This window comes from Mycobacterium montefiorense, from assembly GCF_025823255.1.
Taxonomy (GTDB): domain Bacteria; phylum Actinomycetota; class Actinomycetes; order Mycobacteriales; family Mycobacteriaceae; genus Mycobacterium; species Mycobacterium montefiorense.
Map to the genome: position 1 here is coordinate 127,577 of NZ_JACKVL010000007.1, position 25,387 is coordinate 152,963.

The following is a 25,387-nucleotide window of genomic DNA, read 5'->3' on the forward strand; positions in this document are numbered from 1 at the left end:
GTTGCCAAGAGGCGTTGAGAATCTCGAATAGTCGTAGCGCACGGTTAACGTGCTGGGCAGGATCTCGGCATCGGTCGCCGTAACCCTGCCGCAGCGATAGGAGTAGCCGTCGTGAAATTCGTCTCGACCCGGATCATCACAGCCGATGTCAATCGGCTCGTTTCCTTCTACGAGAAGGTCACCGAAATCAAGGCTGTCTGGGGAAACGAACTCTTCGCCGAGATCCCAACACCGGTGGGCGCGCTTGCCATCGGTAGCGACAAGACTGTCGCGCTGTTCGGGGCCGGATCGGCCGAGCCGGCCGCCAACCGCAGCGCGATCATCGAGTTCATCGTCGAGGATGTGGACGCCGAGTATCAGCGGCTCCGGGGGAGCGTCGGCGAAGTTGTGACCGAGCCGACGACGATGCCGTGGGGTAACCGTGCCCTGCTGTTTCGGGACCCGGATGCAAACCTGGTCAATCTGTTCACCCCGGTCACGGACGAGGCTCGCGCCAAGTTCGGAGTCTGATGGCCGACGCCGACACCCAGTACTTCGGTGCGGTGTTCGAGCCGGGTCGATCGCGCGCAGTGGGTCGAACACTAGCGGCGACGCCGCCGGCCGACCATTCTTAGGGGATGGCGACGGTAAAGCACACCAGACCGTGGGTTCGGCTGTTGGCGCAAGGCGGGGTGGCGTTGTCCGCATTGACGCTGGCCAGCGGTGTCGCCCAGGCGGCTCCGGCTCCCGCGCCCAGCAATCACTGGTGTCCTGGTCAGCAATGGGACCCGGCCTGGGGCACCAGCTATCACTGGGACTGGAATCAGTGCCACGACTGGCAGGGTCCGGCACCGGCGGGCTGGGGGCCCTGGGGACCGCCGCCGCCCTGGGCTCCGCCGCAGCCGCCTGCACCCGCGTGGGCGCCTCAGGCGCACCTGATGTGGAACCCGACCTCCGGCGCGTGGGGCTTTTTCGACAACGGAGTATGGACTCCGATCTAACCGAGTGCCTCGCCACGTTTGGTCGGCTTATGATCAGGATCAGATTTCCGAATCGGAAATTGCGATTATTCGCATGCTAGGCGAGTGGCCGGGTTTCGCTGGCGGCGATATGGTGGAGTGATTCCGCCGATGCAGGGTACACCGAAATGTACTATGCCGCGGCTCTATTGGAACGAGTATTCGGCCGATTGCGGAATTTGTGTCTCGATGCTTGATGGCTTGCCCGCGAACCGTAACCGGTGCTGCGCGCAGGAGAGGAGTTGGGCAGCGATGGTTTTCGGCAGTCAGGATCCGACGCGGACGGCGGCATTCGACCATACCGACTCATCAGTTCCGGCTACGGAAGTGCGGCAACTCTACAAGGACATGCTTCAACATTGTCCGATCGCTCACAGCGAGCGCTATGGCGGCTTCGACTATGTCAACCGCTACGACGACGTCCGTGGCGCACTGCATGACAACGCCCGTTTCTCTAGCGCTGAGGGAATCTTCATCCCGCAGAACGGATTTCCAAAAATACCAGCGCTAGAGGACGATCCCCCGGATCACACCGTGCTGCGAGAACTGATGGAAGATCCGCTCAATCCGCGGGCAGTCCGCGCATTCGCTCCGACTATCCAGCAGATCGTCGATCACCTGATCGACCACTTCGTGGCCCGAGGTTCGGCAGATCTGGCGTCCGAGTTCTGCGATCCACTGCCTGCCATCGCGATCTGCCGCGTGATGGGACTCGACCAGGGGGAGGCGGCCGATGTCCGCCAGCTGGGTATGACCCTTTTCACCAGCATTGGCACAGAAACGTTTGACGCAGCGTGGCAAGAGTTTTCGACCTTCATCGACGGTCAACTTCAGCTGCGCACCCGTGCGCCCCGCGACGACTACTTGACGAAGTTAGCCCAAGGCAATATTGGCGGAGTAGCGATTGACAGCGATTTGGTCACCCGGATTATGACAGCCTTCCTGGTAGGTGGTCACCACTCAACGTCGACAGGCATCGCAGGAACGCTGCGCCACATTTTGGCATATCCGGGTCTGGCTGCTGAAGTGACCGAGTCCGACTCAACACTAGGGCGCGCAATTGAAGAAAGCCTTCGCCTGACGACACCGCTGCAGCTTTTCGCCCGGACCGTGTGCAGCGACACAACCATCGGTGATGTGCAGTTCACCCGCGGAGATCGGCTGATGTTGAACGTAGGGGCCGCCAACCGGGATGAGGGTCAGTTTCCCAATCCCGACGCCTTTGACATCGACCGAGCGCGCAAGCCGCATCTCGCGTTCGGTGCAGGCATTCACTACTGCGTTGGACAACACTTGGCCCGCGCCGAGATTCGGATCGGTGTCCGCACGTTACTGCGGCGCTTACCGGATCTCCACCTAGTCGGCCCGGTCGTGGAGGCAGGCTTGTCTGGTGGAACATTGATGGCTATCACCTCGCTTCCCGTCGAGTTCACACCGGGGCCGCGGAGCTGCCTGAACGACTAGTCATGCGCGCTAAGGAAATCCCGCATGCATCGATCGAAACGTTCTGGCTGCTCAATAAAGGGCATATGAGCGCTGCCAGTGAACAACGCAAACCGTGACCCCTTGATGCGCCGATGCATTTCCCACATGTGGTCAGGGGTGCACTCGTCGAAGGTGCCGGCGATGATGAGGCTTGGCAGGCAAATCTCAGCCAAACGGTCGAGGATGTCCCAGGTTCGAAGATTTCCGTTGATGCTGAACTCGCTTGGTCCGAACATCGTTTCGTAAATCTGAACTCCGACGTTGTTAATGGAGTGCTCGAGCTCTGCCGGCCAAGGAAGCACACGACAGATGTACGTCTCAAACCAGGTTTTGCAGGCGGCCTGGTAATCGTCGGAGTCGGTCGTGCCCGCGGACTCGTGATGATCGATGACCGATTGCGTTGCCGGGTCCAACAGCGACTTCAGATACGCAACGTCTTGCGCAAATTTCTGCATCGACGCGAGGCTGTTCGAAAGGATCAAGCTAACCGCCTGAGGCGGCGCGTCGAGTACGTATTGTTGCGCCAGCATGCCGCCGAAGGAATGACCGTAGAGATGGAACCGATCTAAGTTGAGCGCTGAGATAACGGCACGGAGCTCTGCCACAGAGCGGCGCATCGTCCACAGCTCGGCATTAGACGGTGATTCGGATCTGCCACAGCCAAGCTGATCCCAGAAGATGACCTCTCTACTGTCGGCCAGTCGCCCCAGCGAGCCGAGGTAGTTGTGGGGGAACCCCGGCCCACCGTGAATGACCAGCAGGGGTAGTCCCCTCCCGCCCCCAATGAGCTTGAACCAGACGTTCCCGCCAGGGACGGCAGCCGTCCCTTCCAATCGATTCATTACGTGGTCTATTTTTTGGTATCTGCTGTACTGCAGGGAATTTCGTGGGTCATGACGTCTAGCATAGATTCTCAGTAAGGGGGCGTCGCTATTTCGATCGCTAGGAATTACCTTGCAGAAGACAGCTTTTGCGGCCGCAGAACTCTGAAGTGTCCAGATCGTCCGGCTTCAACTGAGCTCGTGGTATCGAGCATATAGTCGAGATATTCGTAATATCGTTGTGCCAGTTCATAATTTCGCATCCTTACGCGGTACATCGCACCGTGTATCCGCAACCCGGCGCGCTTACACTTGGCTGCGAGGGCTTCGACGGATTTGTTAGTCCGAAGCTACGCCTCATTAATGAAATCACCAGGGCTGCAAGCGATAGTGCCTACCCGATGCGATTGGACTGGGTCTGCAGTTCTACTAGCGGTAGGGGATCTAATGAATCTGAGCGCGGCCCAGCGGCAACACTGGCAGGATACCTATCAAGCTCATCCGCATATGTATGGCTTTGCGCCTTCGGCACCAGGTGTATACGCCGCGCGCGCCTTCAAAGCTGCTGGGCTGAACGGGTACTCGAGTTGGCGGCAGGCCACGGTCGCGATGCCCTATATTTCGCAAAGCAGGGATTCACGGTGTTGACCTCAGACTTCAGCAGTGTCGCGGTCGCGCAGATCCGGCGCGATGCCAGGTCGGCAGACCTGGAACCACGAATTCAGGCATTCGTTCACGATATTCGAGAACCGCTGCTGCTGAGCAGAAGCTCCGTCGACGCGGTTTATGCGCACATGGCGCTATGTATGGCACTGAGTACCAGCGAGATTCACCGCATCGTCGACGAGATCCACAGGGTGCTGCGTCCTAACGGAATGTTCGTGTTTACCGTCCGGCACAGTGGAGATGCGCACTACCGCGCTGGCAACAGCCACGGTGACGACATCTTTGAGTCCGGTGGCTTCGCCGTCCACTTCTTCACTCGACAGCTTCTCGATGACCTGGCCAACGGGTGGGTGTGCGACGAGGTGCACGCTTTCGAAGAAGGCGAGCTACCCCGACGATTGTGGCGAGTCACATTCCGCAAGGACGGTTCGAAACTTTGAAGTCGACCGGTGGCGGCCACTGCTCTAATCCCCACTCCGCAAGTGGTGACGGTCGCGCACCGAGACGCAGGGCCTGCTCGCTTATCCTGCGCGGCAGTGTGTCTCAACCCAAGGCCATAGCAGGTCTTCGAGTTCATTGCGCGCGATGCGTTTTTCGGTGTCCACGTGGCACGCGTACGAGGTTAGGGAGATCCGCGAGTGGGCGAACCACGGGAGAGAGCAATCGTTTTGGGCGCAAGCATGGGCGGACTCCTTGCCGCCCGTGCATTGGCCGACTTCTACCACACGGTTACTGTCGTCGAGCGGGACCGTCTGCCCGAGGGACCGGTTAATCGCCGGGGTGTTCCGCAAGGCAAGCATCCGCATGCCCTGCTGGGTAAAGCTGTGGAGATTCTCGGGCACCGATTCCCGGGCCTCTTTGATCAGTTAGTCGCCGATGGCGCAATCAGATGGGACGACGGCGACTTATCCAGATTCTGGTGGATGATCGGGGGGCGCCTGATGGCGCGTTCGTCCACACTCCCCGATCCCGCGGCGATGACGAACTACCATCTGAGTCGTCCGCTGCTCGAATGGGGGGTTCGCCGAGCGGTCCGAGCAATCTCAAACGTGAAAATCCTTGAACAGCACGATTTTATCAGCTTGGCCACCGACCCCGAACGCCTCCGCATCACCGACGTGTGGGTCTCGAAGCGCGATAATGACGCCGCGATGCGGCTACCGGCAGATCTGGTCGTTGACGCGACTGGTCGTGGCTCGAGAACCCCGATGTTTCTTGAGAAGTTCGGATACGACCGTCCACGATCTGACAGCGTTGATGTGCGTCTGGCGTATTCGACGTTACCCGTTCGTATTCCGCATGGAATGTTGCCAGAAGTCATGGTGGCGAACCCGCCAACGCCGAGCCGTCCATCGCTTTTCGCGATGATCGGTTGCGAGCAGGACACCTACCTTGTCTGCGTGGGTTTTCTGGGAGGTCAGGACCCGCCCGTTGAGCGCGAAGCGTTCCTTGACCTCGTCGCGGAAGTTGCGCCTCCCCACGTGACGGCTGCGGTCCGAGCAGGAGAACCGCTCGGTGAGGTGGCACAGCATCGGGTGCCGTCTAACCGATGGTTGCGCTATGACAAACTTGTTCGGATGCCCGAGGGGTTATTGGTTTTCGGCGATGCGGTCTGTAGCTTCAACCCGATTTACGGCCAAGGTATGACGATCGCCGCGATCGAAGCTGAAGTATTACGCGACTGCCTACGGCGCGACAACAACATTCGGCACGTGCAGAAGCGTTTTCATCGGAAATCAGCCAAAAGCATTCGGACCGCATGGGGGACAGCAGTCCGGTCGGATCTAGCCCTCCCATACGTCCCGGGCCGTCAGTCGCTGTCGGCACGGATGACCACTCCCTACATGAACTGCATTTTGGCAGCGATCGAAACGGATCCGGCAGTAGCGCAGCAGCTGCTTCGCGTTCTGTGGATGATCGACAGTCCCGCTTCGCTATTTCGCCCGTCTATGGTGGGCCGAGCCGCCCAGGCTGTGGTCGCAGGTGGCAGACGTCGTGTACCTCTACGCGACGACGTTGGGTGCTGTTCGATCGGGTTGCCCTTCCGGCGTCCACGCGGGTAGGCCGCGACGGCGAATGTCGGCAACAAATTTGCAAACGAGGGTGTCTGATGGTGCAGCGAGGATGCCTACGACGTCGACCGAAGTTCCCGGTCGCAATCGCCGTACCGTTCCGGCCGGCCGTGACGGCAGTGCCGATACGGGGGCGATGGTTATCCCCATCCCTGCGCCGGCCAGTTGCACTGCGGTGCGCGCACTTCGGGTTCGCAGCACGGGGTTGAGTTCTACCTCGTGGCGTGCGGCGAGTTGATCGATCCACACGGCGAGCGCGTTCTCCTGGTCGTAGTGTACGAACGGCTTGCCTTGCAGGTCATGAAAGGGTACGGCGGACATCCCGGTGAAGGGGTGTCCGGGCGCCGCGACTACAACAACTTCTTGTTTGCCGAAGACTTCGATGCCCGCATCGGTAGCCTGGGTAGGGTGCGAGCCAAAAATGACGTCGGTTTGCCCAGCTTCAAGCAGGTCCAGCATGGCGTCGTCGCTGGTGAATTCGGACAGTTCGAGGTGGACGCCGGGTCGCCGCGATCGCCAGTGGCGCAACACGGGTAGCAGAAGCCACGTGGTCATCGTCTCGACACAGGAGATGCGTATTCGTCCCGCGTCGGCGCGCGCAACCCGGCGACCGATCCAGATCGCTCGCTCGGCCGCCCGAAGTGCCACTCGCGCCTCCTCGGCGGCCGCCCTGCCGGCGACGGTGATCCGCATGCCTCGCCATAGTCTGTCTGCTGCCGGAGTATCTAATTCCTTTTCCAGGATTGCGATTTGGTGCGATACGGCGGGCTGTGACATATGCAATGCCGCGGCTGCAGCGGAGACAGAGCCGTGGTCGACAAGCGCGACCAAACATTCCAGCGCGCGCAACGTTGCCATTTTGCGAGAGTACCTTGCGGTAGCTGCCGATGACGTATCCACGAAATATGCTTGTATATAACAGAATAAGCATATTGCCGAGCCATTCTACTTTTGGACTCGTTCGGAAGAAATCGCGCATACCTCGTCACACGAACCGACTGAATCTCCCCCAAAGGTTGACGGCGCGATGCCCAAACTTGCCTATACTCCAGACTGGAGTATAGTTATAGTCTGAAATGGAGTATCGAATGAAGATGGTCCGCGGTCTCGCGACGGGTAGGCGAACACAACATGGCACGCCGGCTGACCGGAGTCGAGCCGCCTGCCGATGTAACGCGGCCTCTTCCACCTACTGGAGTTGAATGAGCTAGACATGACGACATTGCGGACATTGGAATGCCTCGTCGCATTGGTGGAGCACCGTTCGGTCAGCAGAGCCGCAGCGGCACTATTTATGTCGCAGCCCGCGCTGTCTCACCAAATCGCGTCGCTGGAAAAGGAACTCGGCACACCCGTGGTGGAACGATTGCCGCGAGGGGTGCGGGTGACGGCGGCAGGCCGGGCCGCAGCGCAAGAGGCTCAAGCCGCGCTGAGCGCCGCGGCAAGGGCAATACATGTCGGCAAGCGGGTCGCCCAAGCCGGTGCCGGCAGCATCCGGATCTCATGTGCGGAGACGATGACGACATGGCTGCTGGCACCGGTGCTACGCCAATGGCGTTCGCAGCGCCCCGAAGTACAGCTTGACCTGTCCGAGTTTACGAGTGCTGATGCGATGGTCGAGAGGTTGGAAGCGGGTGTCGTCGACATCGCCATTGGGCCGGCGCCGACATCCACCACTGCCCACATCAGCGTCTTCGGCACAGAGGAGATTGTCGTCGTTGTCGGGCCGGGCCACCGTTTCACAGAGCTCACGGACGGAGTCGCCGTCAGCGAACTCTGCGACGAACCCTTTATCCATTACGGCCCCGACAACGGGCTGGCCGCCAGCGTCGACGAACTTGCGGATCGTCACAAAGTCGTCCTGAATCCTGTCCTGCACACAAGGAGCCCACGGACCGCAGCCCAGTTGGCTGCCGCCGGGATCGGCGCGACGCTTGTTCCGGTATCAGCCCTGGCGCCTGGGTCACCGGGAGTGGTGCGGCGCCTACGACCTCGAGTCGAACGCGATGTCATCGCGGTGGTCGCCGCGCCGTCAGACGGGCTTGTGCGCCAATTCCTTACCGATATTCACCATCGCGGTCTCCCGAATTGGTCAGTCCAATGTCGGGTGGGCCAACTGCCTCACAACACCGCGACGACATCAGCGTCTTGCGATGGGGATCACGCGCCGGGCGATTCGTCGCTGCTGCCCGGTTCACCGCCGGTGTGTGCGGCAGGGGCGTGAACGAACTTCCTCGGGAATAGATTGACACGACGCCCCGATGCGCATCGCTCTCCTATGCGGGGTATCGGTCAACAGCACATCGGCGATGCTTTGTGCGCGTTCCCGGCTTCGGTGCGGCGTGGCGAGATCGTGATTGGTCGCCCACCGCGCGGCACGCACGTGCCAGCTGTCAGCGGCACGTAAATCCCCTGCGGCAGTGAGATGTTCCGCGATCAGATCGGCATTGGAGTCGCAGTCCTCAGGTTCTTTCGCTTCGATCGCAGCGGCGGCCTGACGATGCAGCCGCACGCGGTCGGACTTCAGTTGTGATTCATAGGCGACGGTGCGAATCAGCGGATGCCGGAATGCGTACTCTGCGCATGGCTTATGCCGGATTTGGTCGACGAGCTCAGCCGCGACCAGTTCGTCGACGGAGACCTCGCCGCCCAGATGCGTCAAAAGATCGGCGTCGAACCGGGATCCGATGACCGCGGCCGCACTGAGCGCACGCTTGGCCAGCGGACCCAGCCGATCGATGCGAGCGCCGATGGTCGCCTGCAGCGTTGCTGGGACCCGGACATCCGCGGCTTCCTTCACGCACACGTGACATCCTCGGGTGCCCTCCAACACGCCGCGTTCGCAGAGTTCTCGAGTCATCTCGTGTGCAAAGAAAGGATTTCCGCCCGCGCGTGCGGCAATAATCTCGCAAACTTCCCGAACGGATGGATCAGGGCCGAGCAAATCACCGGTCAGCGTGATGGTTTCGGCCTCGTTGAGCGGTGCGAGCGCAATGGTCTGGGCGTTGGCAACTGCCCGAAGAGGCCCGCGGTACTCGGGGCGGTAGGTGACAATCACCAGCCAATGCGTCCTAGGGGTCACGGCCAGGAAGTCGACCAGCATGGATTCACTCACCCCGTCGATCCAGTGCGCGTCCTCGATCACGACGACCGCTGTTTGTGTGGGGTTTAGGTGAGAAGAGATGAGCGCCGTCAATCGTCGCCGGCGCACCTCGGGGTCGATCTTCGGCGGCGCCACGTGGGGGTCGGCGATGCCGAGCAGGTCGTCCAGCAGCAGCACATCATCTGCATCAGCGTCGGCCATAAATGCCCTGATTCGTGCCCGCGCCACTCGATTATCTAGGCCGTTCAGTCGATTTGCCACTCGCAGCAAACGCGCCACGGCTCCAAATGGCACATCGGCGGTATGTGATTCACCGAAGGTTGGAAATCTTTTGACACCAAGACTTCTCGCCACTTGCACGAGTTCACGGGCCAGCCGTGTCTTACCGATGCCAGCCGGGCCAACCAGGCCGACCACGGAGCCGTGTCCAGCCATGGAGCGATCCAGCATCGCCGTCAACGTAGCCAATTCCCGCTCTCTGCCCACTAATGTCGGCGGACAATCTGCAGTCCGCTGGTGCTGCGCGCTAATGCCCAAAAGGCGATGAGCTTGCACTGGATCAGTGGCGCCTTTGACCTGAATTTGTTGAGCCTTATCGAGAGCGAGCACGTTCTCGACGAGTCGCGCCGTGGCTGCGCTGATCATGACGGCGCCAGGAGGCGCGATCGACTCCATTCGATGCGCGATGCCGACCTGCTCGCCGACGGCGGTATATGCCGGTGTGCGGGAACCGATTTCACCGACGATCACCTGCCCGGAATTGAGCCCGACCCGCAAGCTCAGATCCACACCGTCGTCGACCTTGACCTTCGCGGCAAGTTGCTTGGCTTCCTCTTGAATACCGAGTGCGGCCAAACATGCACGCAGCGCATGATCTTCGAGCGCGGTAGGTGCGCCAAAAATCGCCATGACTCCGTCGCCGGTGAACTTGTCCAGTGTTCCGCCGTGACGCTGCACGGCAGCCGCTGATCGGTCGACCAATTCGGTCATGATTTCGCGCATCCGCTCCGGTCCCACGGCGGCTGCGACGTTCATCGATTGCACGACATCAGCGAATATTACGGTGACCTGTTTATATTCCGCTGCTGTTCGTACGCCGGCGATCGGTGCGCCACAAGCATCGCAAAAGCGTGCCGACGAACGCAATTCGGTTCCACACGCCATGCATGCCGACGGGGCGTTCATCTTAAACACCCCCCGATGACTGTCGATGTTGTTCGGCACAGGTCAGCCATGTCGAGTGAATCAACAATCAGTTATGTTTGCGCACAAGCTGATTGCGGATCTTGTTTTGTCGGAACCGCTGAACCTCGAGTACTACAGTAGTCGGCACATGACGGGCGTGCGCTTTTGAAATATGACATTTTTGGGGCATGTCATTCGGAAATTTCTATACCACGCCCGTTGCCGGGCGGGCTTGGTGCAGAACGCCTGGTCGCGCGCTCAGTGGCTGATGGGGTGGCACACCTGTAATTCAGCACTTTTCGTCAATGGCGTCGTTAGCCGGCGGCTTATCGTGACCGCATAGCTCTTGAAAGCCGGCTGGGTGGAGACCGCATCCGAGACTCGGAAGTAGAAGTCGGGCAGGTCGCTCCGTCTTATGATGTGTTTGCTTTGCGCTGTGGTCTTGTTGATTAGATTTCGCGAATGCCACAAACACAACGGTGGTAGGTAATCTTTTTGGAATGGCAACGCTGAGGGCGCTGGAATGCTTGGTCGCCCTGGTCGACCATAGATCTATCAGCGCAGCAGCGGTGGCCTTGCACATGTCGCAGCCAGCTATATCACACCAAATTGCGGCGCTGGAAAAGGAATTAGGAACTTCTGTGGCCGAAAGGCTACGGCGCGGCGTACGCGTTACTGCCGCCGGCAGGGCGGTGGCCGACGAGGCGCGCATCGCGCTGCAGGCAGCTCGGCAAGCCGTTCAGACCGGCAGACGGGTGGGCCAGGGTGGGGCGGGCAGAATCCGCATCGCTTGTTCGGAGACCCTGACGGCATGGCTTTTGCTTCCGGTCTTGCAACAGTGGCGATGTCTGCGCCAGGACGTGCATTTGGAGTTGTCGGAGTTCACCAACACTGACGTCATGCTCGAGTTGCTGGAGGCTGGTCAAATCGACGTCGCTTTCGGCCCGCGACCCACCCGCGGCTGCTCTGGTCACATCGATGTCATCGGTGAGCAGGATGCCGTTGTGGTGGCAGCCGCCGGGCACCCCTACGCGGAGCTGCCCCACATACCGATCGAGGACCTTGATGGCCAGCCATTTATCCACTACGACAGCGAAAATGCCTTGGCCGCATGGGTTGACCAGCTGGCTGCGCACCACGATATCCTGCTCAATACCGTGCTACGTACCCGCAGTCCGCGCACGGCGGTGCAGCTTGCCGCCGCCGGGATGGGTATCACCATCGCGCCAACGTCTGCGTTACCGACGCGGCTGGCCGGAACCGTGCGCCGACTAAAACCCCTGATAACGATTGATGTCATTGTTATTGTCGACGCACGGTCCAATCACCTTGTTCAACAGTTCGTCTCCGACGTCCATCGGCGCGGACTGCCCAGGTGGGATGGGCCCGCCACCGAACATGCTTTCTCGGAAGAGGTTTGAGCCGCGGGGCCTGCGATTTCGGAGCCCGTGTCCATAGAACCGCTCGTGCCCAGTTGATTTCCGAACCAGCTCGCCAGCATCGCTGTGAAATACCCTACCGCTGTCAGCGGTCGTGGTATTCGAGGTATCTGAGAAATCGTCCGAAATGTGCATACTTCCGGGTCACGTAGGCGGGGTAGATTCGGGCGTAGCCCGTAGACGCTGTACGTAGTACACAACGGGCCTTCCGTGACCGGCCATGAGCGCGATGGACTTTCACGTGAGTGCGCACCCCCGCCCCGTTCGAAACGGTGCCGGGGCGACCGTCGCTTCCGGCAGCGAGTTGCTTGGTTGCGAATGAAACACCAAACGGGAGGTACTGGTATGACGGCGGCGATGGGTTCCGCACCAACCCAGTTGGATTCGCGACTGCTGGAAGATATTCGAGCCCACGCCGGGGCGCTGGACCGCGGCGAGTATCACTCCCGCCGTAGCTTCGTCGCGCTCGGATCTGCCGCTCTGCTCGGGGTAGGTGCCCCCGGCAATGCCGACGGCAGGCTCCCCGAGATGGCCGATGTGATCCGGTTGATCTCGGCTGAATGCATGAGCACGGGGTTCTCGTTGTGGGCGCACAGGATGACGGTGGAGTATCTACTCACCGCTGCAACGCCTTTCAGCAATGCCGCGGCCACGCCGCTTCTTGCCGGGACCGCCCTGGGGGTCAGTGGAATGGCTGCGACGCAAAAGGAGGTGACGGGCTGCGGAAGCCTGGAATTGACGGCGACGCCGGTGGCGGGCGGCTATGAGATTTCCGGCCCGATCAGGTGGGCCAGCAATCTGTATACCGACTCGATCATGGTTACCGGGGTGCGCACGGATGACGGAGAGAGATTGATCATTGCCGTGCCACTGGATACGCTGGGGATAGAGGTGGGCGATCCCTTCGACTTGCTGGCAATGGGGAGCACCGCGTCGTCGTATGTGCATATGACAGCCGCCTACGTCCCCGCGGAGCAAGTGCTGTCGCGCGACTTGAAGGGTTTCCTGCAGGCGGTGCGTCCGACCATGCTCATCCTGCAGTCCGCGATGTGTCTGGGGCTGACCAGGACCTGCGTCGATCAGAGCAGGCTCGGTCTAGCCGGGACCACTGCGGTCTTGCGCCCCGACCTCGACCGCATCGCGGGCGGGCTGGCCCAAGCAGAAGCAACGTTGGCGGCGGTGGCGGCCGCCGTGGGTGGCGCCAGGCCGCCGACCACGAAAGATCTGCTGTCCTTGAGGCTTTCCGCGGGTGAACTTGTCAGTGCCAGCGCCGATTTAGAATTGCGAACGGCCGGAGGCAACGGGTATGCAACCAGGACATCGACGAGCCGCCATTATCGGGAGGCGGCGTTCGTCCCCGTTCAGTCGCCATCGGAGGCTCAACTGCGCTGGGAATTGTCCAGATGCGCCTGACGGTGGGGCACCGCACAGTAATGTCGCGGCATGCCGCTGCACTACGTCGACCCGACCCAGGATTACGGCCGCTGGTATCGAGCCCTGGAACGCTTCGGCCGCTCGCGGGTGGGAGGGTTCGTGGGGCGACATCTGTTGTGGCACATCGATCCGTGGCTGTATCGAGCAACCGGCGGGCGCTACCCGTCCATCCTCGGCGGGCTTTCCTCGGCCCCATTGATCAGCATGGGCGCCAAGTCGGGTCAGCCGCGAGAGCATCAACTCGCGTACTTCCACGATGGGCCCGATGCGATCTTGGTCGCCTCCTATCTGGGTGAACCCAAGAACCCGCACTGGTACCACAACCTGAAGGCGCATCCCGAATGTCGGCTCGGTGACGAAGGCTTCGTCGCGGTGGAGGTCACCGATCCCGCCGACTACGAGCGCCTTTACGCGCTCGCGGAGCATGTCTGCATCAACTATGGCGATTACCGCGCCAAGGCCACTGCGCTTGGGCGGCGGATCCCGGTTTTGCGCCTGCGGCCCGCGCCGGCGGGATGAGGCCTGGTAGCAGTACCGTTTCGGGAAATATGCATTCTCGTGACTTGTTTGCTGTAGGTGCGGTGCACACCATTATTTAATTTACACGTGATCGGCGCCACAAATTTTGTCTTGCTAACTACCTTGTTGCTAGTGTCCGTGCCCATGATTGTCCTTGCTTCGTTGATGTCGCTGATTAATCAGGTCTCGGGGACGCCCTATATTGTGGGTGGAGATTCTCCCGCGGGTACCGATTGTTCGGGGCTCGTGTCGTGGGTTGTCAACGCGGCAACCGACAGACCGATTTACGGAAACAGATTCAATACTGGGAATGAAGAAGCCGCGCTGTTGTCGCGGGGCTTTCAATATGGAACGGCTCCCAACGCGTTGGTTGTCGGCTGGAACGGGGGCCACACGGCGGTGACCCTGCCGGACGGTACCCCGGTGTCCAGCGGCGAGCGTGGCGGGGTGCACGTCGGTGGTGCGGGCGCTTACCAGGCCGGATTCACGCACCATATGTTCCTGCCGATGCCGCCGGACGGTGAAGGCCTGCCAATGGGGCTGCCGGGTCTGCCGCCTCCGCCACCGGATGCACCGCCCCCTCCGCCGCCGGACGCTCCGCCCCGGCCGCCGGAGGCGCCGCCCGTCTTGGTTGGTGCCGTGGCTCCCGCCCCACCCGCTGCGCCGGCTCCCGAATTGCCGCCGCCAGGCGATCCCGGAATTCCGAATTGATAAAGAATTGGATTTCGACATGTTATCTAATTTCGGAGATCGAATCGCGGCGCGAATCACCCGGATTGCATTGCGCGCCTGGCGCAAGTGAAGTAGTCGAGAAAACCACTTCGTTGTGGCCTGCATCACAAGTCACCGTGTGGCACCGCAAATTCAAATAATGAAGTTCCAGTGAAAAGTCCGCCTACGCGTCCATTACGACGCTTAGGCGGACTTTGCTGTATTCCCCTGAAACAGGAGCCTCACTGTCCCGCAGTGCCACTCCCGTCACAACGAGGAGCCTGGGGCCGCAACGGGCCGTATATCCTGGCGCTGCCCGTCGCTGATCGGGCAGGCAGGCGCATTCGGAGCTGCGAGCAAAGCGGGGACCGCAATGATCTTCATCGTCGTCAAGTTCGAAACCAAACCCGACTGGACCGACCGCTGGCCGGACCTGGTCGCCTCGTTCACCGCGGCCACCCGCGCCGAAGCGGGCAACCTGTGGTTCGAATGGTCGCGCAGCCTGGACAACCCGGCAGAGTACGTCCTCGTCGAGGCATTCGTTGACGGCGACGCCGGGGGCGTCCACGTCAACAGCGATCACTTCAAGCGGGCCATCCAGGAGATGCCGCAGGCGCTGAAGTCCACGCCCAAGATCATCAGTCAGACGATCGACGCGACGGGCTGGTCGAAGATGGGGGAGATGTCCGTCGACTAGCCGATGGACACCTCGATTTCTTCGCCTAGTGCGTACCCAGGTGCCAGCGGAAGCGTATCGCCGCTCCAGAACGTGCCCGGGTCAAACCAGTTCGCGTACTTCTCGGTACTGACCAAGCCCATTTCCTCATAAGTGATGCCCACCGTCTCGGCGCAGTACGCGGTTTCCAAGCCGACGCGCTGACGTTCTTTGCGCCGTTGGGTGGACTCTCGAACCTTCTTGTCTACGAAGGGGATTCCCTTTGTCCAGTCGTAAGCGGTGGGGAGCCGGCCACGCAACCACCGTCCAGTGAGGCGCGCGGTGGTCGGAAACGCGGTGCCGTCCATCCGGGCGATCACCCGCAGCAGTTTGTCTTCTTGTTCGCGGGTGGCGTGCGGCATCAGCTGGCGCAGCCAGAAGCGCTGGTGGTAGCGCTCACTCCACTGCACGACGGCCTGGCGGAGATCGTTGAGCTGCACGCCACGGTGGTTCGTTCCGGTCCATAGGTCGACGAGCTTGTCGCCCAATTCGGCATGCCAGATCAGCGGTGGGAGGTCGTCGATGGCCACCGTCATGCCGACGTGGTTCACCGGGCTGTTCGTCAACGTCTGAATGGCACGGTCGGGTCCCGAACCCCCGCGGAACAGCCAGAGGTCGCCGGTCCGGGTCTCGTTCAGCGCTTGTTCCAGGGTCAGCATTGAAGTCCGCTCGTCGCTTGGGGTTTCGCCGTGTCCATGGCGGTAATAGCGTGTCAATTATGCGCAGCATTTGGAAGTGGATCGGCCTGGCCGGCGTCGCCGGTGTCGTCGCCGGGGGCGCGCTCGTCGTGCGTGACCAACGGAAACGGCGCGCCTACACCCCCGACGAGATCCGCTCCCGACTGCACCAGCGGCTGGCCGAGTCGGATGCGCAGGATGGTCAGTCCAGGTCGGCGTCGGATTCGGTCTGAACCGCAAACAACCGATAGTCGCCCGAAAATCCTTTCAACTCGACGCTGCGGCCTTCGTCGAACCAGATGTCGTCACAGTCGCTCAGCGCGTCTCGCACCGGTTGGCTCACCAGGATCTCTCCGCCGACGGCCTGCGCCGCGACCCGCGCCGCCATGGCGACGTTGCGGCCGAACAGGTCATCGCCGCGGCGCACCGAGCGGCCCATGTGGATGCCGATCCGCACCCGAATCTCCTCGTGCCGCTTACGTTTTGCATCCTTGTGCAGTTCGTACTGAAGGTCGATGCCACAGCGCACCGCTTGCTCGGCCCGCGCAAAGGCGATCATGAAACCGTCGCCCTGACTCTTGACCACGTGGCCGGATCGACGCTTCACCAGCCCGGAAACGAGGTTGTCGTGCGAGCTGATCAACCTGACCCAGGCGCGGTCGCCGATCCGCTCGTTGAGCGCGGTGGACTCCTCGATGTCGGAGAACAAAATCACCACCCGGCCGTCCGGCGTTACCCGGGCCAGGTCGGGGCGCTCGACCTCGGCCCAGTCGGCGAGGTCTTCGATGGAGCTGCGCATGGCCGCGCCAAAGCCCTCCTTACGCATCACGCTGGCGGTGTTCCACACCGTCTTGACCGCCTCACGGCCACCGGAGATCAGCCAATTGCGGGTGTCGACACGCTGCCTTAGCTCCTCGGCCTCCTGGCGGCTACGGTCGAGCAACCGCCACAACACGGCGAGTGCGCAGGCCTCGATCACGGCAACGCCGGCCAGGACGTAGACCGCGATATGCAGTACATCACCCACGTCACGCATCCTTGCAAAGTGCGCGATGGCTTCCGGTTGTCGGCCCTATAAGCAGTGTCTAGGGTTGAGTGCGAACACCCCCGGGTAGTGCATCTCAAGTGCTCCGATCAGGTGACTTTTGGGAGGTTCGGTCTTGGCCGACGACGGTGGTGATTCGTCCAACCTGCTGGTGATCTTCGGGATCACCGGCGATCTGGCCCGCAAGATGACGTTCCGGGCGTTGTATCGGCTCGAGCGCCGCAACCTGCTGGACTGCCCGATCCTGGGTGTCGCTAGCGACGACATCAGCGTCGAGGAGTTGGTCGAGCGGGCGCGGGGCGCCATCAATGAAGCCGGGGAGAAGATCGACGACGAGGTGTTCGATCGGCTGGCGAATCGGTTGGACTACATGCACGGCGATGTCACCGAGCGCGAGCTCTACCACCGGCTGGCCGAGGTGATCGGTTCGGATTACCGCCCGCTGTACTACCTCGAAATGCCGCCCGCATTGTTCGCCCCGATCGTCGAGAACCTCGCGCGGGAAGGACTCGTGCAGCGCGCACGCGTCGCAGTGGAAAAGCCGTTCGGCCATGACCTGGAATCGGCGTGCGAGCTCAACGAGCGATTACACGCGGTGCTCGACGAAGACCAGATCCTGCGGGTGGACCACTTCTTGGGCAAGCAGCCCGTGGTGGAACTTGAATGCCTCCGGTTCGCCAACCAGGCGCTGGCCGCGTTGTGGGATCGCCAGAGCGTTTCCGAGATTCACATCACGATGGCCGAGAACTTCGGCGTCGAGGACCGCGGCAAGTTCTACGACAAGGTCGGCACCCTGCGCGACGTGGTGCAGAACCATCTGCTGCAGGTGCTTGCTGTGATGGCTATGGAACCGCCGGTCGGTGGCAGCGCCGACGACCTCAACGACAAAAAGTCCGAGGTGTTCCGCGCCATGCCGCCGCTAGACCCCAAGCGTTGCGTACGGGGTCAGTACAACGGCTACACCGACGTTGCCGGAGTGGCAAAGGACTCGCAGACCGAGACTTTCGTCGCGCTGCGGACCGAGATCGACAACTGGCGCTGGTCCGGGGTGCCGATCTTCCTGCGGGCCGGTAAGGAGCTGCCGGAGAAGGTCACCGAGGTGCGGCTGTTTCTGCGCCGGGTTCCGCAATTGGCCTTCCTGCCCCACCGCAGGTCGGCCGAGCCGAATCAGATCGTGTTGCGCATCGACCCGGAACCGGGCATGCGTCTGCAGTTGTCCGCTCAAGTCCAGGGCGATTGGCACGACGTACACCTCGATTCGTTGTTCGCCACGGACCTGGGTGAAGCTGAGGGGCCCTACGAACTGCTCCTGCATGCCGCGCTGACCGGCGATCGGCAGCTTTTCGCCCGAGAGGACAGCATCGAAGAGACCTGGCGCATCGTCCAGCCGCTGCTCGACAAGCCGAGCGAAATCCACCCTTACGAGCCGGGGTCCTGGGGGCCCGAGGCCGTCCAGTCGCTGGTACGTGGTCATCGCCACTGGCAAGACCCGTGGTTCCCTCCAAAAACGCAGTCGGGACAGTAAGGAGACCGGAAAATAATGCAGCTCGGAATGATCGGCCTGGGCCGGATGGGTGCGAACATCATTCGCCGCGTGGTCAGCGGCGGACATGAGGGCGTGGTGTACGACCACGACCAGGAAGCCGTCAAGGCGCTGGCCGGTGAGGCGGGAATGACAGGGGCCTTTTCGGTTGCCGAGCTGAAGGAGAAGATGACCGCGCCGCGGGTGGTCTGGGTGATGGTGCCTGCGGGCGACATCACCACGTCAGTGATCGAGGAGCTGGGTAAGACGCTCGAGCCTGGGGACATCGTGATCGACGGCGGCAACTCCTACTACCGCGACGATCTCAAACACTCAAAATTCTTGGCCGAGAAGGGGATTCACCTCATGGACTGCGGCACCAGCGGCGGGGTGTGGGGTCGAGAGCGTGGCTACTGCCTGATGATCGGCGGCGACCAGGAATCCTTCGATCACGCCGAGCCGCTGTTCGCCACCATCGCGCCCGGTGTTGACGCGGCCCCGCGCACGCCGGGCCGCGAGGGCGAGGTCGCGCAACCGGAGAAGGGCTATCTGCACTGCGGGCCGGCCGGGGCCGGGCACTTCGTGAAGATGGTGCACAACGGAATCGAGTACGGAATGATGGCGTCGCTGGCCGAAGGGCTCAACATTCTGCGCAACGCCGACATCGGTACGCGCGTCGAAAAGGGCGACGCCGAAACCGCGCCGCTGTCCAACCCCGAGTGTTACCGCTACAACATCGACATTCCCGATGTCGCCGAGGTGTGGCGTCGGGGCAGCGTCGTGGGGTCCTGGCTGCTGGATCTGACGGCGATCGCGCTGCACGAATCGCCCGACCTGCACGAGTTCTCCGGACGGGTCTCGGACTCGGGCGAGGGTCGATGGACCGCGATCGCGGCGATCGACGAGGGAGTTCCCGCACCGGTCTTAACGACCGCGCTGCAATCCCGCTTCGCCTCGCGCAGCCTCGACGACTTCGCCAACAAGGCACTGTCGGCGATGCGCAAGCAGTTCGGCGGACACGCCGAGAAACCGGCTAACTAGCGGTCACTCGCCTGACGAAGTCCACCACGGCGTCGGTGAACGCGTCGTTGTCATCGCCGGCGGCGGTGTGCCCGGCGTCGGACAATTCGACGAACTCGGCGCGCGGCACCGTGTCCAGGAAATGCCGCACGCCCTCGGGGCTGACAACGTCGGAGAGTTTGCCGCGGATCAACAGGATCGGGATCTGCAGATGCTTGGCCGCATGCTCGAAGTTGTCCGTCCGCAAATCCGGGTCATCCCCGGGTGCCGTCATGAACGCCGGATCCCAGTGCCAGTACCACCGGCCGTCACGCAGCCGAAGGTTCTTTCTCAACCCCTCGGGACTGCGCGGTTTACTGCGGTGCGGCAGGTAGGCCGACACTGCCTCGGCTGCTTCTTCGAGCGAGCCGAAACCGTGCAGGTTGGTCAACATGAAGTCCCGGATGCGCGCGCTGCCGTTCTTCTCATACCGCGGCACCACGTCGACCAGCACCAATCCGGTCACCCTGTCCGGGCCCGCGGCGTCGGCCACCAGGATGCCCGTCAGCCCACCCATGCTGGCGCCGATCAGCACCACGGGATGGCCGATAGCGTCGCGGATGTGCAAGACGTCGGCCATCAGGGTTTCGATCGCGTAGTCCGCGCCGGGCGCTCGGTCACTGTCGCCATGGCCGCGGCTGTCGAGTGCGACGACGTGGTAACCCTCGTCGGCCAGGAATTGACCGGTGTTCTTCCAGGAGAACCGGTTTTGGCCGCCGCCGTGCAACATCAGAATCGACGGTCGGCCCGCGATGGCGACGTCGCGGTTCCATTCGTCGGCGACCAGGCCAATACCGCCCACACCAGCGAACTTGACCGTCTGGGGACTGCTGCTCACGGTGCTCATCGAACTGACGTTACATAGTGCTCCGATGATTTCTGGCGCTTGGTGGGGTCTGACCGTGAGACGACCTCGGCAGGTACCCAAACAGGAAAGGAGGCGCCCATGCCATCGATCACTCCCTCGCTGTGGTTTGACCACAACTTCGAGGAGGCGGTGACATTCTACGCCTCGGTGTTCCCGAACTCGCGAATCCAGGACCTCAACCGCAGCACCGACGCCGGTCCCGGCGAGCCCGGCTCGGTGCTATCGGGCACGTTTGTGCTGGACGGCAACCGGTTCATCGGGATCAACGGCGGTCCGCAGTTCCCGTTCAGCGAGGCGGTTTCCTTCACGATCGACTGCCAAGACCAGGACGAGGTCGATTACTACTGGAACCGGCTGACCGACGGTGGTGAGGAGTTGCCATGCGGCTGGTGCAAGGACCGCTACGGGCTGCGTTGGCAGGTAATCCCGGCCAGGCTCTACGACCTGGTGAGCCATCCCGATCCGGCCCGCGCGACGGCCGCCACCCGGGCGATGTACGGCATGCGCAAGATCGTGGTCGCTGAGCTCGAGCGGGCGGCGGCGGATGCATCGAGCGAAAACCCTTGATGCCGTGACGGTTTAGAGATTCCTGCGGTCCGTCGGTGCGGTCTGGACCCGTACGCGTTAGGTTGGTCCGTGTGACCGAGCCGCGGTGGATCGACGTGCCGGGGCCTCCCGGCGACCTCAAGGCGCTGACCTGGGGCCCGCCCGACGCCCCGATCGCCTTGTGTCTCCACGGCTTCCCCGACACCGCCTACGGCTGGCGCAAGATGGCCCCACTGCTTGCCGCATCGGGTTGGCGGGTCGTCGCACCGTTCATGCGCGGATACGCCCCGTCGTCGATTCCCGACGACGGCAGCTATCACGTCGGCGCGATCATGGACGACGCGCTGCGCGTGCGCGCGGCGGCCGGAGGGACCGACCGCGACGTGGTGATCGGTCATGACTGGGGCGCACTGGCGGCCACCGGCTTGGCCGCGATGCCCAACAGCCCGTTCGCCAAAGCCGTGGTCATGTCGGTGCCGGTGTCTGCCGCATTCCGCGGCCAGGCGAGCGAGCGGGGCCGGCTGGCCCGCCAGTTGTCGCGTCAGCTGTTGCGCAGCTGGTACATGTTCTACTTCCAATTACCTTTGCTGCCAGAGCGTTCCGGGCCCTGGATACTGCCGTTGTTGTGGCGGCGATGGTCGCCGGGCTATCGCGGGGCCGACGAGGATCTGCGCCACGTCGACGCCGCGATCGGAACGCCCGAAAGCTGGCGGGCGGCGCTGGGGACCTACCGGGCCACGCTGCGCAACACCAAGCCGCCGCAGCGCTACGCCGAACTCAACGAGCTGTGGACCCAGGCACCCATCCTGCCCACCTTGTATCTGCATGGCCGCGACGACGGTTGTATGACTCCGGCGTTCGCGCACTGGACCGAAAAGGTGCTGCCCGCCGGTAGCGAGGTGGCCATCGTCGAGCATGCCGGGCATTTCCTGCAGCTTGAACAGCCCGAGAAAGTTGCCGAGCGGGTGCTCGCGTTCGCCGGCTCACCCGGCTGACCTCATGGCTGCGCGCCGAATGGCGGCCGTCGATGCGCAGTTCTACTGGATGACGGCCAAAGTCCCCAATGACGACTTCATGGTCTACGCATTCGCCGGCGAGCCAGCCGATCTCGAGCGCGCCATGGAGCAGGTTTGCCGTCGGGCCCGTGCCTGCCCGGATTTAGCGCTGCGGGTCAGCGACCCGGGTGCGCTCAGGTATCCGCGGTGGGTGCCGGCGGCGGTCGGACCTGATTGGGTGGTGCACAGCCCGCTGGCTGATCGCAGTTGGAACGGATTCCTGCAGGCGGTGGTCCGCCTCGCCGACGACCAGTTGGACATGCGCCGGATGTCCTGGCGGGTCCACGTATTCACACCGGTTTTCGACATTCCGGGCATCCAAGGCCCAGGCAGCGTCGCGGTGATGCAGGTCCCGCATGCACTGGCCGACGGCGGTCGTTCGGCGGCGTTGGCGGCGTGGCTGTTCGGACGAGCAGTCCCGGTGCCCGAGGTGCAGCAGCCACCGAGGGGTTTTCTGCCCTGGCGCGCGGTCGACGCCGCCCGCACTCATCGCCGGCTGGTTCGCGATACTCGCGCGGGGCTGCTGGCGCCGGGGCTCGGGTACCGGCCACCGCTGTCCACGAACGCCCGTCCGGTTGGCGCCCGCGCGGTACGCACGCTGGTGCGGCACCGGTCGCAATTGTCGGGTCCGACCGTCACCGTTGCGGTACTGGCCGCGGTGTCTACGGCGCTGTCGGGTCTGCTCGGCGATGCAGCCGATTCATTGGCCGCAGAAGTACCGATGGCCAAACCCGGTGTACCACCAGCGAATAACCACTTCGGAAATGTCGTTGTCGGGCTCTACCCACGGCTTGACCGCGATGAGCGACAGCACCGGATCGCTAGCGACCTGGCAAATGGTCGACGCCGGTTCGCGCATCCGGCTGTCAGCGCCACCGACCGGGCATTCGCGACGATGCCCGCCGCATTGTTGCGGTGGGGTGTGTCGCTGTTCGACCCCGATGTCCGGCCTGCGCAGGTGCTGGGCAATACCGTGGTCTCCAGCAATAATCGCGGTCCCGCTGATCTGCATTTCGGGGGAGTTCCGGTCGTGCTGACGGCCACCTATCCGGCGCTGTCATCGGCGATGGCTCTCACTCACGGGGTGCACGGCATCGGCGAGACGATCGCGATCAGCGTGCACGCGGCCGAATCTGCCTTTCCTGATGCCGACATCGACGCTTATCTGGCACGCCTCGACGCCGCGCTTTAAGTTATTGCGCGTCGCCGGACCTGGCCGCCTCCTCGCGGGTGAGGCCGACGGCGCCGATCAGCTCCTCGTGCATTTCGAACCACACCGTGTGATACGAATCGATCAGCGGTCGGGTCAGCCAGGAGCTGTCGCCGCCCTTGATTTTTCCAAGTGCTGCAACAAGTTTGGTTGCATAGGCGTTCAGCCGGGGCAGTTGGGCGCCGGTCGCGGCAATGATCGGCAACACCCTGGCGTGCACCCGGTCGAGGCGGGCCAGTACCGCCGCGTCGTATTCGGCGTCGTCGTGCGCATTGGGCGGGCTCCCGGGACCGCCCTTGAGCTGCCAGTCGGTTACCAGAGCCTTGAAATCGTGGTTCACGCTTCGGAAGTCGTCGTAGGCGGCCGCCACCGCGGCCGGGTCAACGCCCTCGCGCTCCTGGGCGAGCAGTTCGTTCAGCCGGTCGCGGCCGCTGGGGCTGATCCGCAACGTCGCCCCGCCGACCAGCAAGCCCGACGTTGTCAGCGTCTCGGTGACGTCGCCAACGTCTTCATTGAGGGTGGCGGCGAGGTCGGTCGGCGTCACCCGACCCTTGAGCCGAATTGCCTGCAGCACAGCCAATTCAGTCACGGGGTGGTCTGGGTGGTCAGTCGCAGCGCGGCCAGCATGACGATCAGCGGGGAGGCCGAGAGCACGTCGGTACGCCCGCTGTCCAGCGCGGCGCGCACCGCGGCATCGGAAGTATCGTCAAGTGGCGGGTGGTCGCCGTCGGCGTGTGCGCGCAGCGGGCTGATTCGCCGCGCGATGTCGGCGAGTTCGCGAAGCTCGGGCGTATCGTTCTCCGACCACGAGGACGGGGCCAGATTGCCTTCGCGCACTTCACCTTCGTAGCCGTCGACGGTGATCTGCTTACCGGCCAGCGTTGCGGCGACTCCGTTGCCGCATCCCACCACCGCGACCCTGCCGAGTTCGCGACTGACCACCGCAGCGTGGCTGGCGGCGCCGCCGACCTCGGTGACGATGCCGTGGGCGGCCAGCATGCCCAGGACGTCTTCGGGCCGGGTGTGGTCGCGAACCAGGATGACCTGCTCACCCCGGTCGGCGGCATCCAGCGCCTCGTCCACCTGCGTGTAGGCCTTACCCGAGACGACGCCCGGGCAGGCCGGCAATCCTTTTGCCAAAAGCGGTGCGGCCAAACGTATTTCCGGCTGCAGCGCCGGCAGTAGCAGAGCCTTGACGTGTGTCGCGGTCACCCGGCGCAGCGTCTCGGCGGCGTCGATGAGCCCCTCGTGATGCAGTTGCAGCGCCAGCCGCACCGCCGCCTGCGCCGAGCGTTCGGCCGCCCGTGTCTGCAGCAGCCAGAGTTTGCCGTCTTGCACGGTGAACTCGATCTCTTGCACATCGGACCCGAGTCGTTCCAAAGTGCGGGCGACATCCATCAGCTCGTCGTAGACCGCCGGTTGCTCGTCGCGCAGGGCGGCGATCGGTTCCACGTCGACCAATCCAGAGACCACGTCGTCGCCCTGGCCGCCCGGCAGCCATTCCCCGAAAGGCTCATTGGCGCCGGTGATCGGATTGCGTGAGAAGAATGCTCCGGCACCGGAATTGGGGCCCAGGTTGCCGAAAACCATGGCCTGCACAACCACGGCGGTGCCGCCACCATCGTCGAGGCCGTAGTGGTCGCGGTAGGCAACCGCGCGCGGCGAGTTCCACGACGCGAACACGGCCTCGATGCCCGCGCGAAGCTGCGCGTACGCGTCGTCCGGAACGGATGGCGACTGGCCGCCGACGATGCGGTGATACATACCGGTGAACCGCAGCCGGGTGTCTTCGGCGAACTTCTTGGTTCCAGACGCGGCCAGCGCCTGTTCGACGTTGTCGTTGAGACCCAGGTTCAGGATCGTGTCCATCATGCCGGGCATCGACAGGGTGGCCCCCGAGCGAACGCTGACCAGCAGCGGACGCGGCCCGCGGCCGAAGGTGCGTGAGGTTTCGCCCTCCAGCCATTTCATTCGGTCGAGCACGTCGTGCCAGATCGCGTCCAGCGTCGCGGCGGGCTCGGTCAGACACCGCAGGCCCACCTCGGTGGTGATGCAGAACGCGGGCGGCACCGGCAAGTCGTGCCGGTGCATGACTTCGATGCCGTGGCCCTTGTTGCCCAGGATCTGCCGCGGATGGTCCGTTTCGCCGTTCAGCAACACCACGGTGTGGTCGGTGGAGGTGGCCGCATGCCCGATCGAGCTGCTTTCGGGGGTGCTGTTGCCTCGTGCGATACGCGCCGTGGTGCACCCCCTCCTG

The 25,387-nt window shown here is 62.9% G+C and carries 25 protein-coding genes; 17 read left to right on the top strand and 8 right to left on the bottom strand.

Annotated elements, in window-relative coordinates:
* Positions 1-111 precede the first annotated feature (111 nt).
* From H7K34_RS05255 to H7K34_RS05265, 3 genes are all read left to right on the top strand, one after another.
* The gene (locus tag H7K34_RS05255; RefSeq protein ID WP_264060741.1) at positions 112-510 is read left to right on the top strand and encodes a VOC family protein; all 399 of its coding nucleotides are present in this window, start codon (positions 112-114) and stop codon (positions 508-510) included.
* Between the two features lie 107 nt (positions 511-617).
* The gene (locus H7K34_RS05260; RefSeq protein WP_264060742.1) at positions 618-980 is read left to right on the top strand and encodes a hypothetical protein; all 363 of its coding nucleotides are present in this window, start codon (positions 618-620) and stop codon (positions 978-980) included.
* A gap of 270 nt (positions 981-1,250) precedes the next feature.
* A complete protein-coding gene (locus H7K34_RS05265; RefSeq protein WP_264060743.1) occupies positions 1,251-2,462 on the top strand; it encodes a cytochrome P450 in 1,212 nt (403 codons plus the stop codon).
* Here the strand turns inward: H7K34_RS05265 and H7K34_RS05270 are convergent.
* Positions 2,459-3,316, bottom strand: a complete 858-nt coding sequence (locus H7K34_RS05270) for a proline iminopeptidase-family hydrolase (protein WP_264060971.1) — start codon at positions 3,314-3,316, stop codon at positions 2,459-2,461. The genes H7K34_RS05265 and H7K34_RS05270 overlap by 4 nt on opposite strands.
* Positions 3,317-3,705: 389 nt before the next feature.
* On the opposite strand from H7K34_RS05270, the gene H7K34_RS05275 reads away from it, so the two are divergent.
* Entirely contained in the window at positions 3,706-4,410 is a 705-nt protein-coding gene (locus tag H7K34_RS05275; protein WP_264060973.1) for a class I SAM-dependent methyltransferase, read from the top strand.
* Positions 4,411-4,650: 240 nt separating this feature from the next.
* Positions 4,651-6,033: an FAD-dependent oxidoreductase gene (locus tag H7K34_RS05280; RefSeq protein ID WP_264060744.1), complete on the top strand. Its 1,383-nt coding sequence runs from the start codon at positions 4,651-4,653 to the stop codon at positions 6,031-6,033.
* Here H7K34_RS05280 and H7K34_RS05285 read toward each other — a convergent pair.
* Entirely contained in the window at positions 5,974-6,900 is a 927-nt protein-coding gene (locus tag H7K34_RS05285) for a LysR family transcriptional regulator (protein ID WP_264060745.1), read from the bottom strand. The two genes, H7K34_RS05280 and H7K34_RS05285, sit on opposite strands and share 60 nt — an antisense overlap.
* Positions 6,901-7,255: 355 nt before the next feature.
* Between H7K34_RS05285 and H7K34_RS05290 the strand changes: the two genes are divergently transcribed.
* The gene (locus H7K34_RS05290) at positions 7,256-8,266 is read left to right on the top strand and encodes a LysR family transcriptional regulator (protein WP_264060746.1); all 1,011 of its coding nucleotides are present in this window, start codon (positions 7,256-7,258) and stop codon (positions 8,264-8,266) included.
* On the opposite strand, the gene H7K34_RS05295 is transcribed toward H7K34_RS05290, so the two are convergent.
* A complete protein-coding gene (locus H7K34_RS05295) occupies positions 8,237-10,330 on the bottom strand; it encodes an ATP-binding protein (RefSeq protein WP_308205435.1) in 2,094 nt (697 codons plus the stop codon). The two genes, H7K34_RS05290 and H7K34_RS05295, sit on opposite strands and share 30 nt — an antisense overlap.
* Positions 10,331-10,830: 500 nt before the next feature.
* On the opposite strand from H7K34_RS05295, the gene H7K34_RS05300 reads away from it, so the two are divergent.
* The 5 genes from H7K34_RS05300 to H7K34_RS05320 all read left to right on the top strand — a co-directional run bounded on the left by H7K34_RS05300 (position 10,831) and on the right by H7K34_RS05320 (position 15,130).
* Positions 10,831-11,751, top strand: coding sequence for a LysR family transcriptional regulator (locus H7K34_RS05300; RefSeq protein WP_264060749.1), 921 nt, complete (start codon positions 10,831-10,833; stop codon positions 11,749-11,751).
* Positions 11,752-12,114: 363 nt separating this feature from the next.
* On the top strand, positions 12,115-13,182 hold the full coding sequence (locus H7K34_RS05305; RefSeq protein ID WP_264060750.1) for an acyl-CoA dehydrogenase family protein: 1,068 nt from the start codon (positions 12,115-12,117) through the stop codon (positions 13,180-13,182).
* 30 nt (positions 13,183-13,212) lie between these two features.
* Complete coding sequence (locus H7K34_RS05310) at positions 13,213-13,722, top strand: nitroreductase family deazaflavin-dependent oxidoreductase (protein WP_264060751.1); 510 nt, start codon at positions 13,213-13,215, stop codon at positions 13,720-13,722.
* Positions 13,723-13,866: 144 nt separating this feature from the next.
* Positions 13,867-14,433, top strand: a complete 567-nt coding sequence (locus H7K34_RS05315) for a C40 family peptidase (protein ID WP_264060752.1) — start codon at positions 13,867-13,869, stop codon at positions 14,431-14,433.
* A gap of 373 nt (positions 14,434-14,806) precedes the next feature.
* Positions 14,807-15,130 (top strand): putative quinol monooxygenase, encoded by a 324-nt coding sequence (locus H7K34_RS05320; RefSeq protein WP_264060753.1) that lies wholly within the window; start codon positions 14,807-14,809, stop codon positions 15,128-15,130.
* On the opposite strand, the gene H7K34_RS05325 is transcribed toward H7K34_RS05320, so the two are convergent.
* Positions 15,127-15,807 (bottom strand): guanylate cyclase, encoded by a 681-nt coding sequence (locus tag H7K34_RS05325; RefSeq protein WP_264060755.1) that lies wholly within the window; start codon positions 15,805-15,807, stop codon positions 15,127-15,129. The two genes, H7K34_RS05320 and H7K34_RS05325, sit on opposite strands and share 4 nt — an antisense overlap.
* A 59-nt stretch (positions 15,808-15,866) precedes the next feature.
* On the opposite strand from H7K34_RS05325, the gene H7K34_RS05330 reads away from it, so the two are divergent.
* Entirely contained in the window at positions 15,867-16,058 is a 192-nt protein-coding gene (locus tag H7K34_RS05330) for a hypothetical protein (protein WP_264060756.1), read from the top strand.
* Here H7K34_RS05330 and H7K34_RS05335 read toward each other — a convergent pair.
* Entirely contained in the window at positions 16,028-16,861 is an 834-nt protein-coding gene (locus H7K34_RS05335) for an adenylate/guanylate cyclase domain-containing protein (protein WP_264060757.1), read from the bottom strand. The genes H7K34_RS05330 and H7K34_RS05335 overlap by 31 nt on opposite strands.
* A 124-nt stretch (positions 16,862-16,985) precedes the next feature.
* Here H7K34_RS05335 and H7K34_RS05340 point away from each other — a divergent pair, with 124 nt between their 5' ends.
* A complete protein-coding gene (locus H7K34_RS05340; protein ID WP_264060758.1) occupies positions 16,986-18,395 on the top strand; it encodes a glucose-6-phosphate dehydrogenase in 1,410 nt (469 codons plus the stop codon).
* Positions 18,396-18,410: 15 nt separating this feature from the next.
* Complete coding sequence (gene gnd / locus H7K34_RS05345; protein ID WP_264060759.1) at positions 18,411-19,433, top strand: phosphogluconate dehydrogenase (NAD(+)-dependent, decarboxylating); 1,023 nt, start codon at positions 18,411-18,413, stop codon at positions 19,431-19,433.
* Here gnd and H7K34_RS05350 read toward each other — a convergent pair.
* Complete coding sequence (locus H7K34_RS05350; RefSeq protein WP_264060760.1) at positions 19,426-20,298, bottom strand: alpha/beta fold hydrolase; 873 nt, start codon at positions 20,296-20,298, stop codon at positions 19,426-19,428. The two genes, gnd and H7K34_RS05350, sit on opposite strands and share 8 nt — an antisense overlap.
* A 99-nt stretch (positions 20,299-20,397) precedes the next feature.
* Here H7K34_RS05350 and H7K34_RS05355 point away from each other — a divergent pair, with 99 nt between their 5' ends.
* The 3 genes from H7K34_RS05355 (at position 20,398) to H7K34_RS05365 (ending at position 23,112) form a co-directional block, all read left to right on the top strand.
* The gene (locus H7K34_RS05355) at positions 20,398-20,886 is read left to right on the top strand and encodes a VOC family protein (RefSeq protein WP_264060761.1); all 489 of its coding nucleotides are present in this window, start codon (positions 20,398-20,400) and stop codon (positions 20,884-20,886) included.
* A 71-nt stretch (positions 20,887-20,957) separates the two neighbouring features.
* On the top strand, positions 20,958-21,860 hold the full coding sequence (locus H7K34_RS05360; RefSeq protein ID WP_264060762.1) for an alpha/beta fold hydrolase: 903 nt from the start codon (positions 20,958-20,960) through the stop codon (positions 21,858-21,860).
* Positions 21,861-21,864: 4 nt separating this feature from the next.
* Positions 21,865-23,112, top strand: a complete 1,248-nt coding sequence (locus H7K34_RS05365; RefSeq protein WP_264060763.1) for a WS/DGAT/MGAT family O-acyltransferase — start codon at positions 21,865-21,867, stop codon at positions 23,110-23,112.
* Position 23,113: 1 nt separating this feature from the next.
* Here the strand turns inward: H7K34_RS05365 and H7K34_RS05370 are convergent, their stop codons facing one another.
* Both H7K34_RS05370 and H7K34_RS05375 read right to left on the bottom strand, forming a co-directional pair.
* Positions 23,114-23,719 carry a MarR family transcriptional regulator gene (locus H7K34_RS05370; RefSeq protein WP_264060764.1) on the bottom strand — a complete coding sequence of 202 codons (606 nt, stop codon included), beginning with the start codon at positions 23,717-23,719 and terminating at the stop codon, positions 23,114-23,116.
* Positions 23,716-25,326: a pyruvate, phosphate dikinase gene (locus H7K34_RS05375; protein WP_264060974.1), complete on the bottom strand. Its 1,611-nt coding sequence runs from the start codon at positions 25,324-25,326 to the stop codon at positions 23,716-23,718. Before H7K34_RS05375 ends, H7K34_RS05370 begins: the two co-directional genes overlap by 4 nt.
* Positions 25,327-25,387 lie beyond the last annotated feature (61 nt).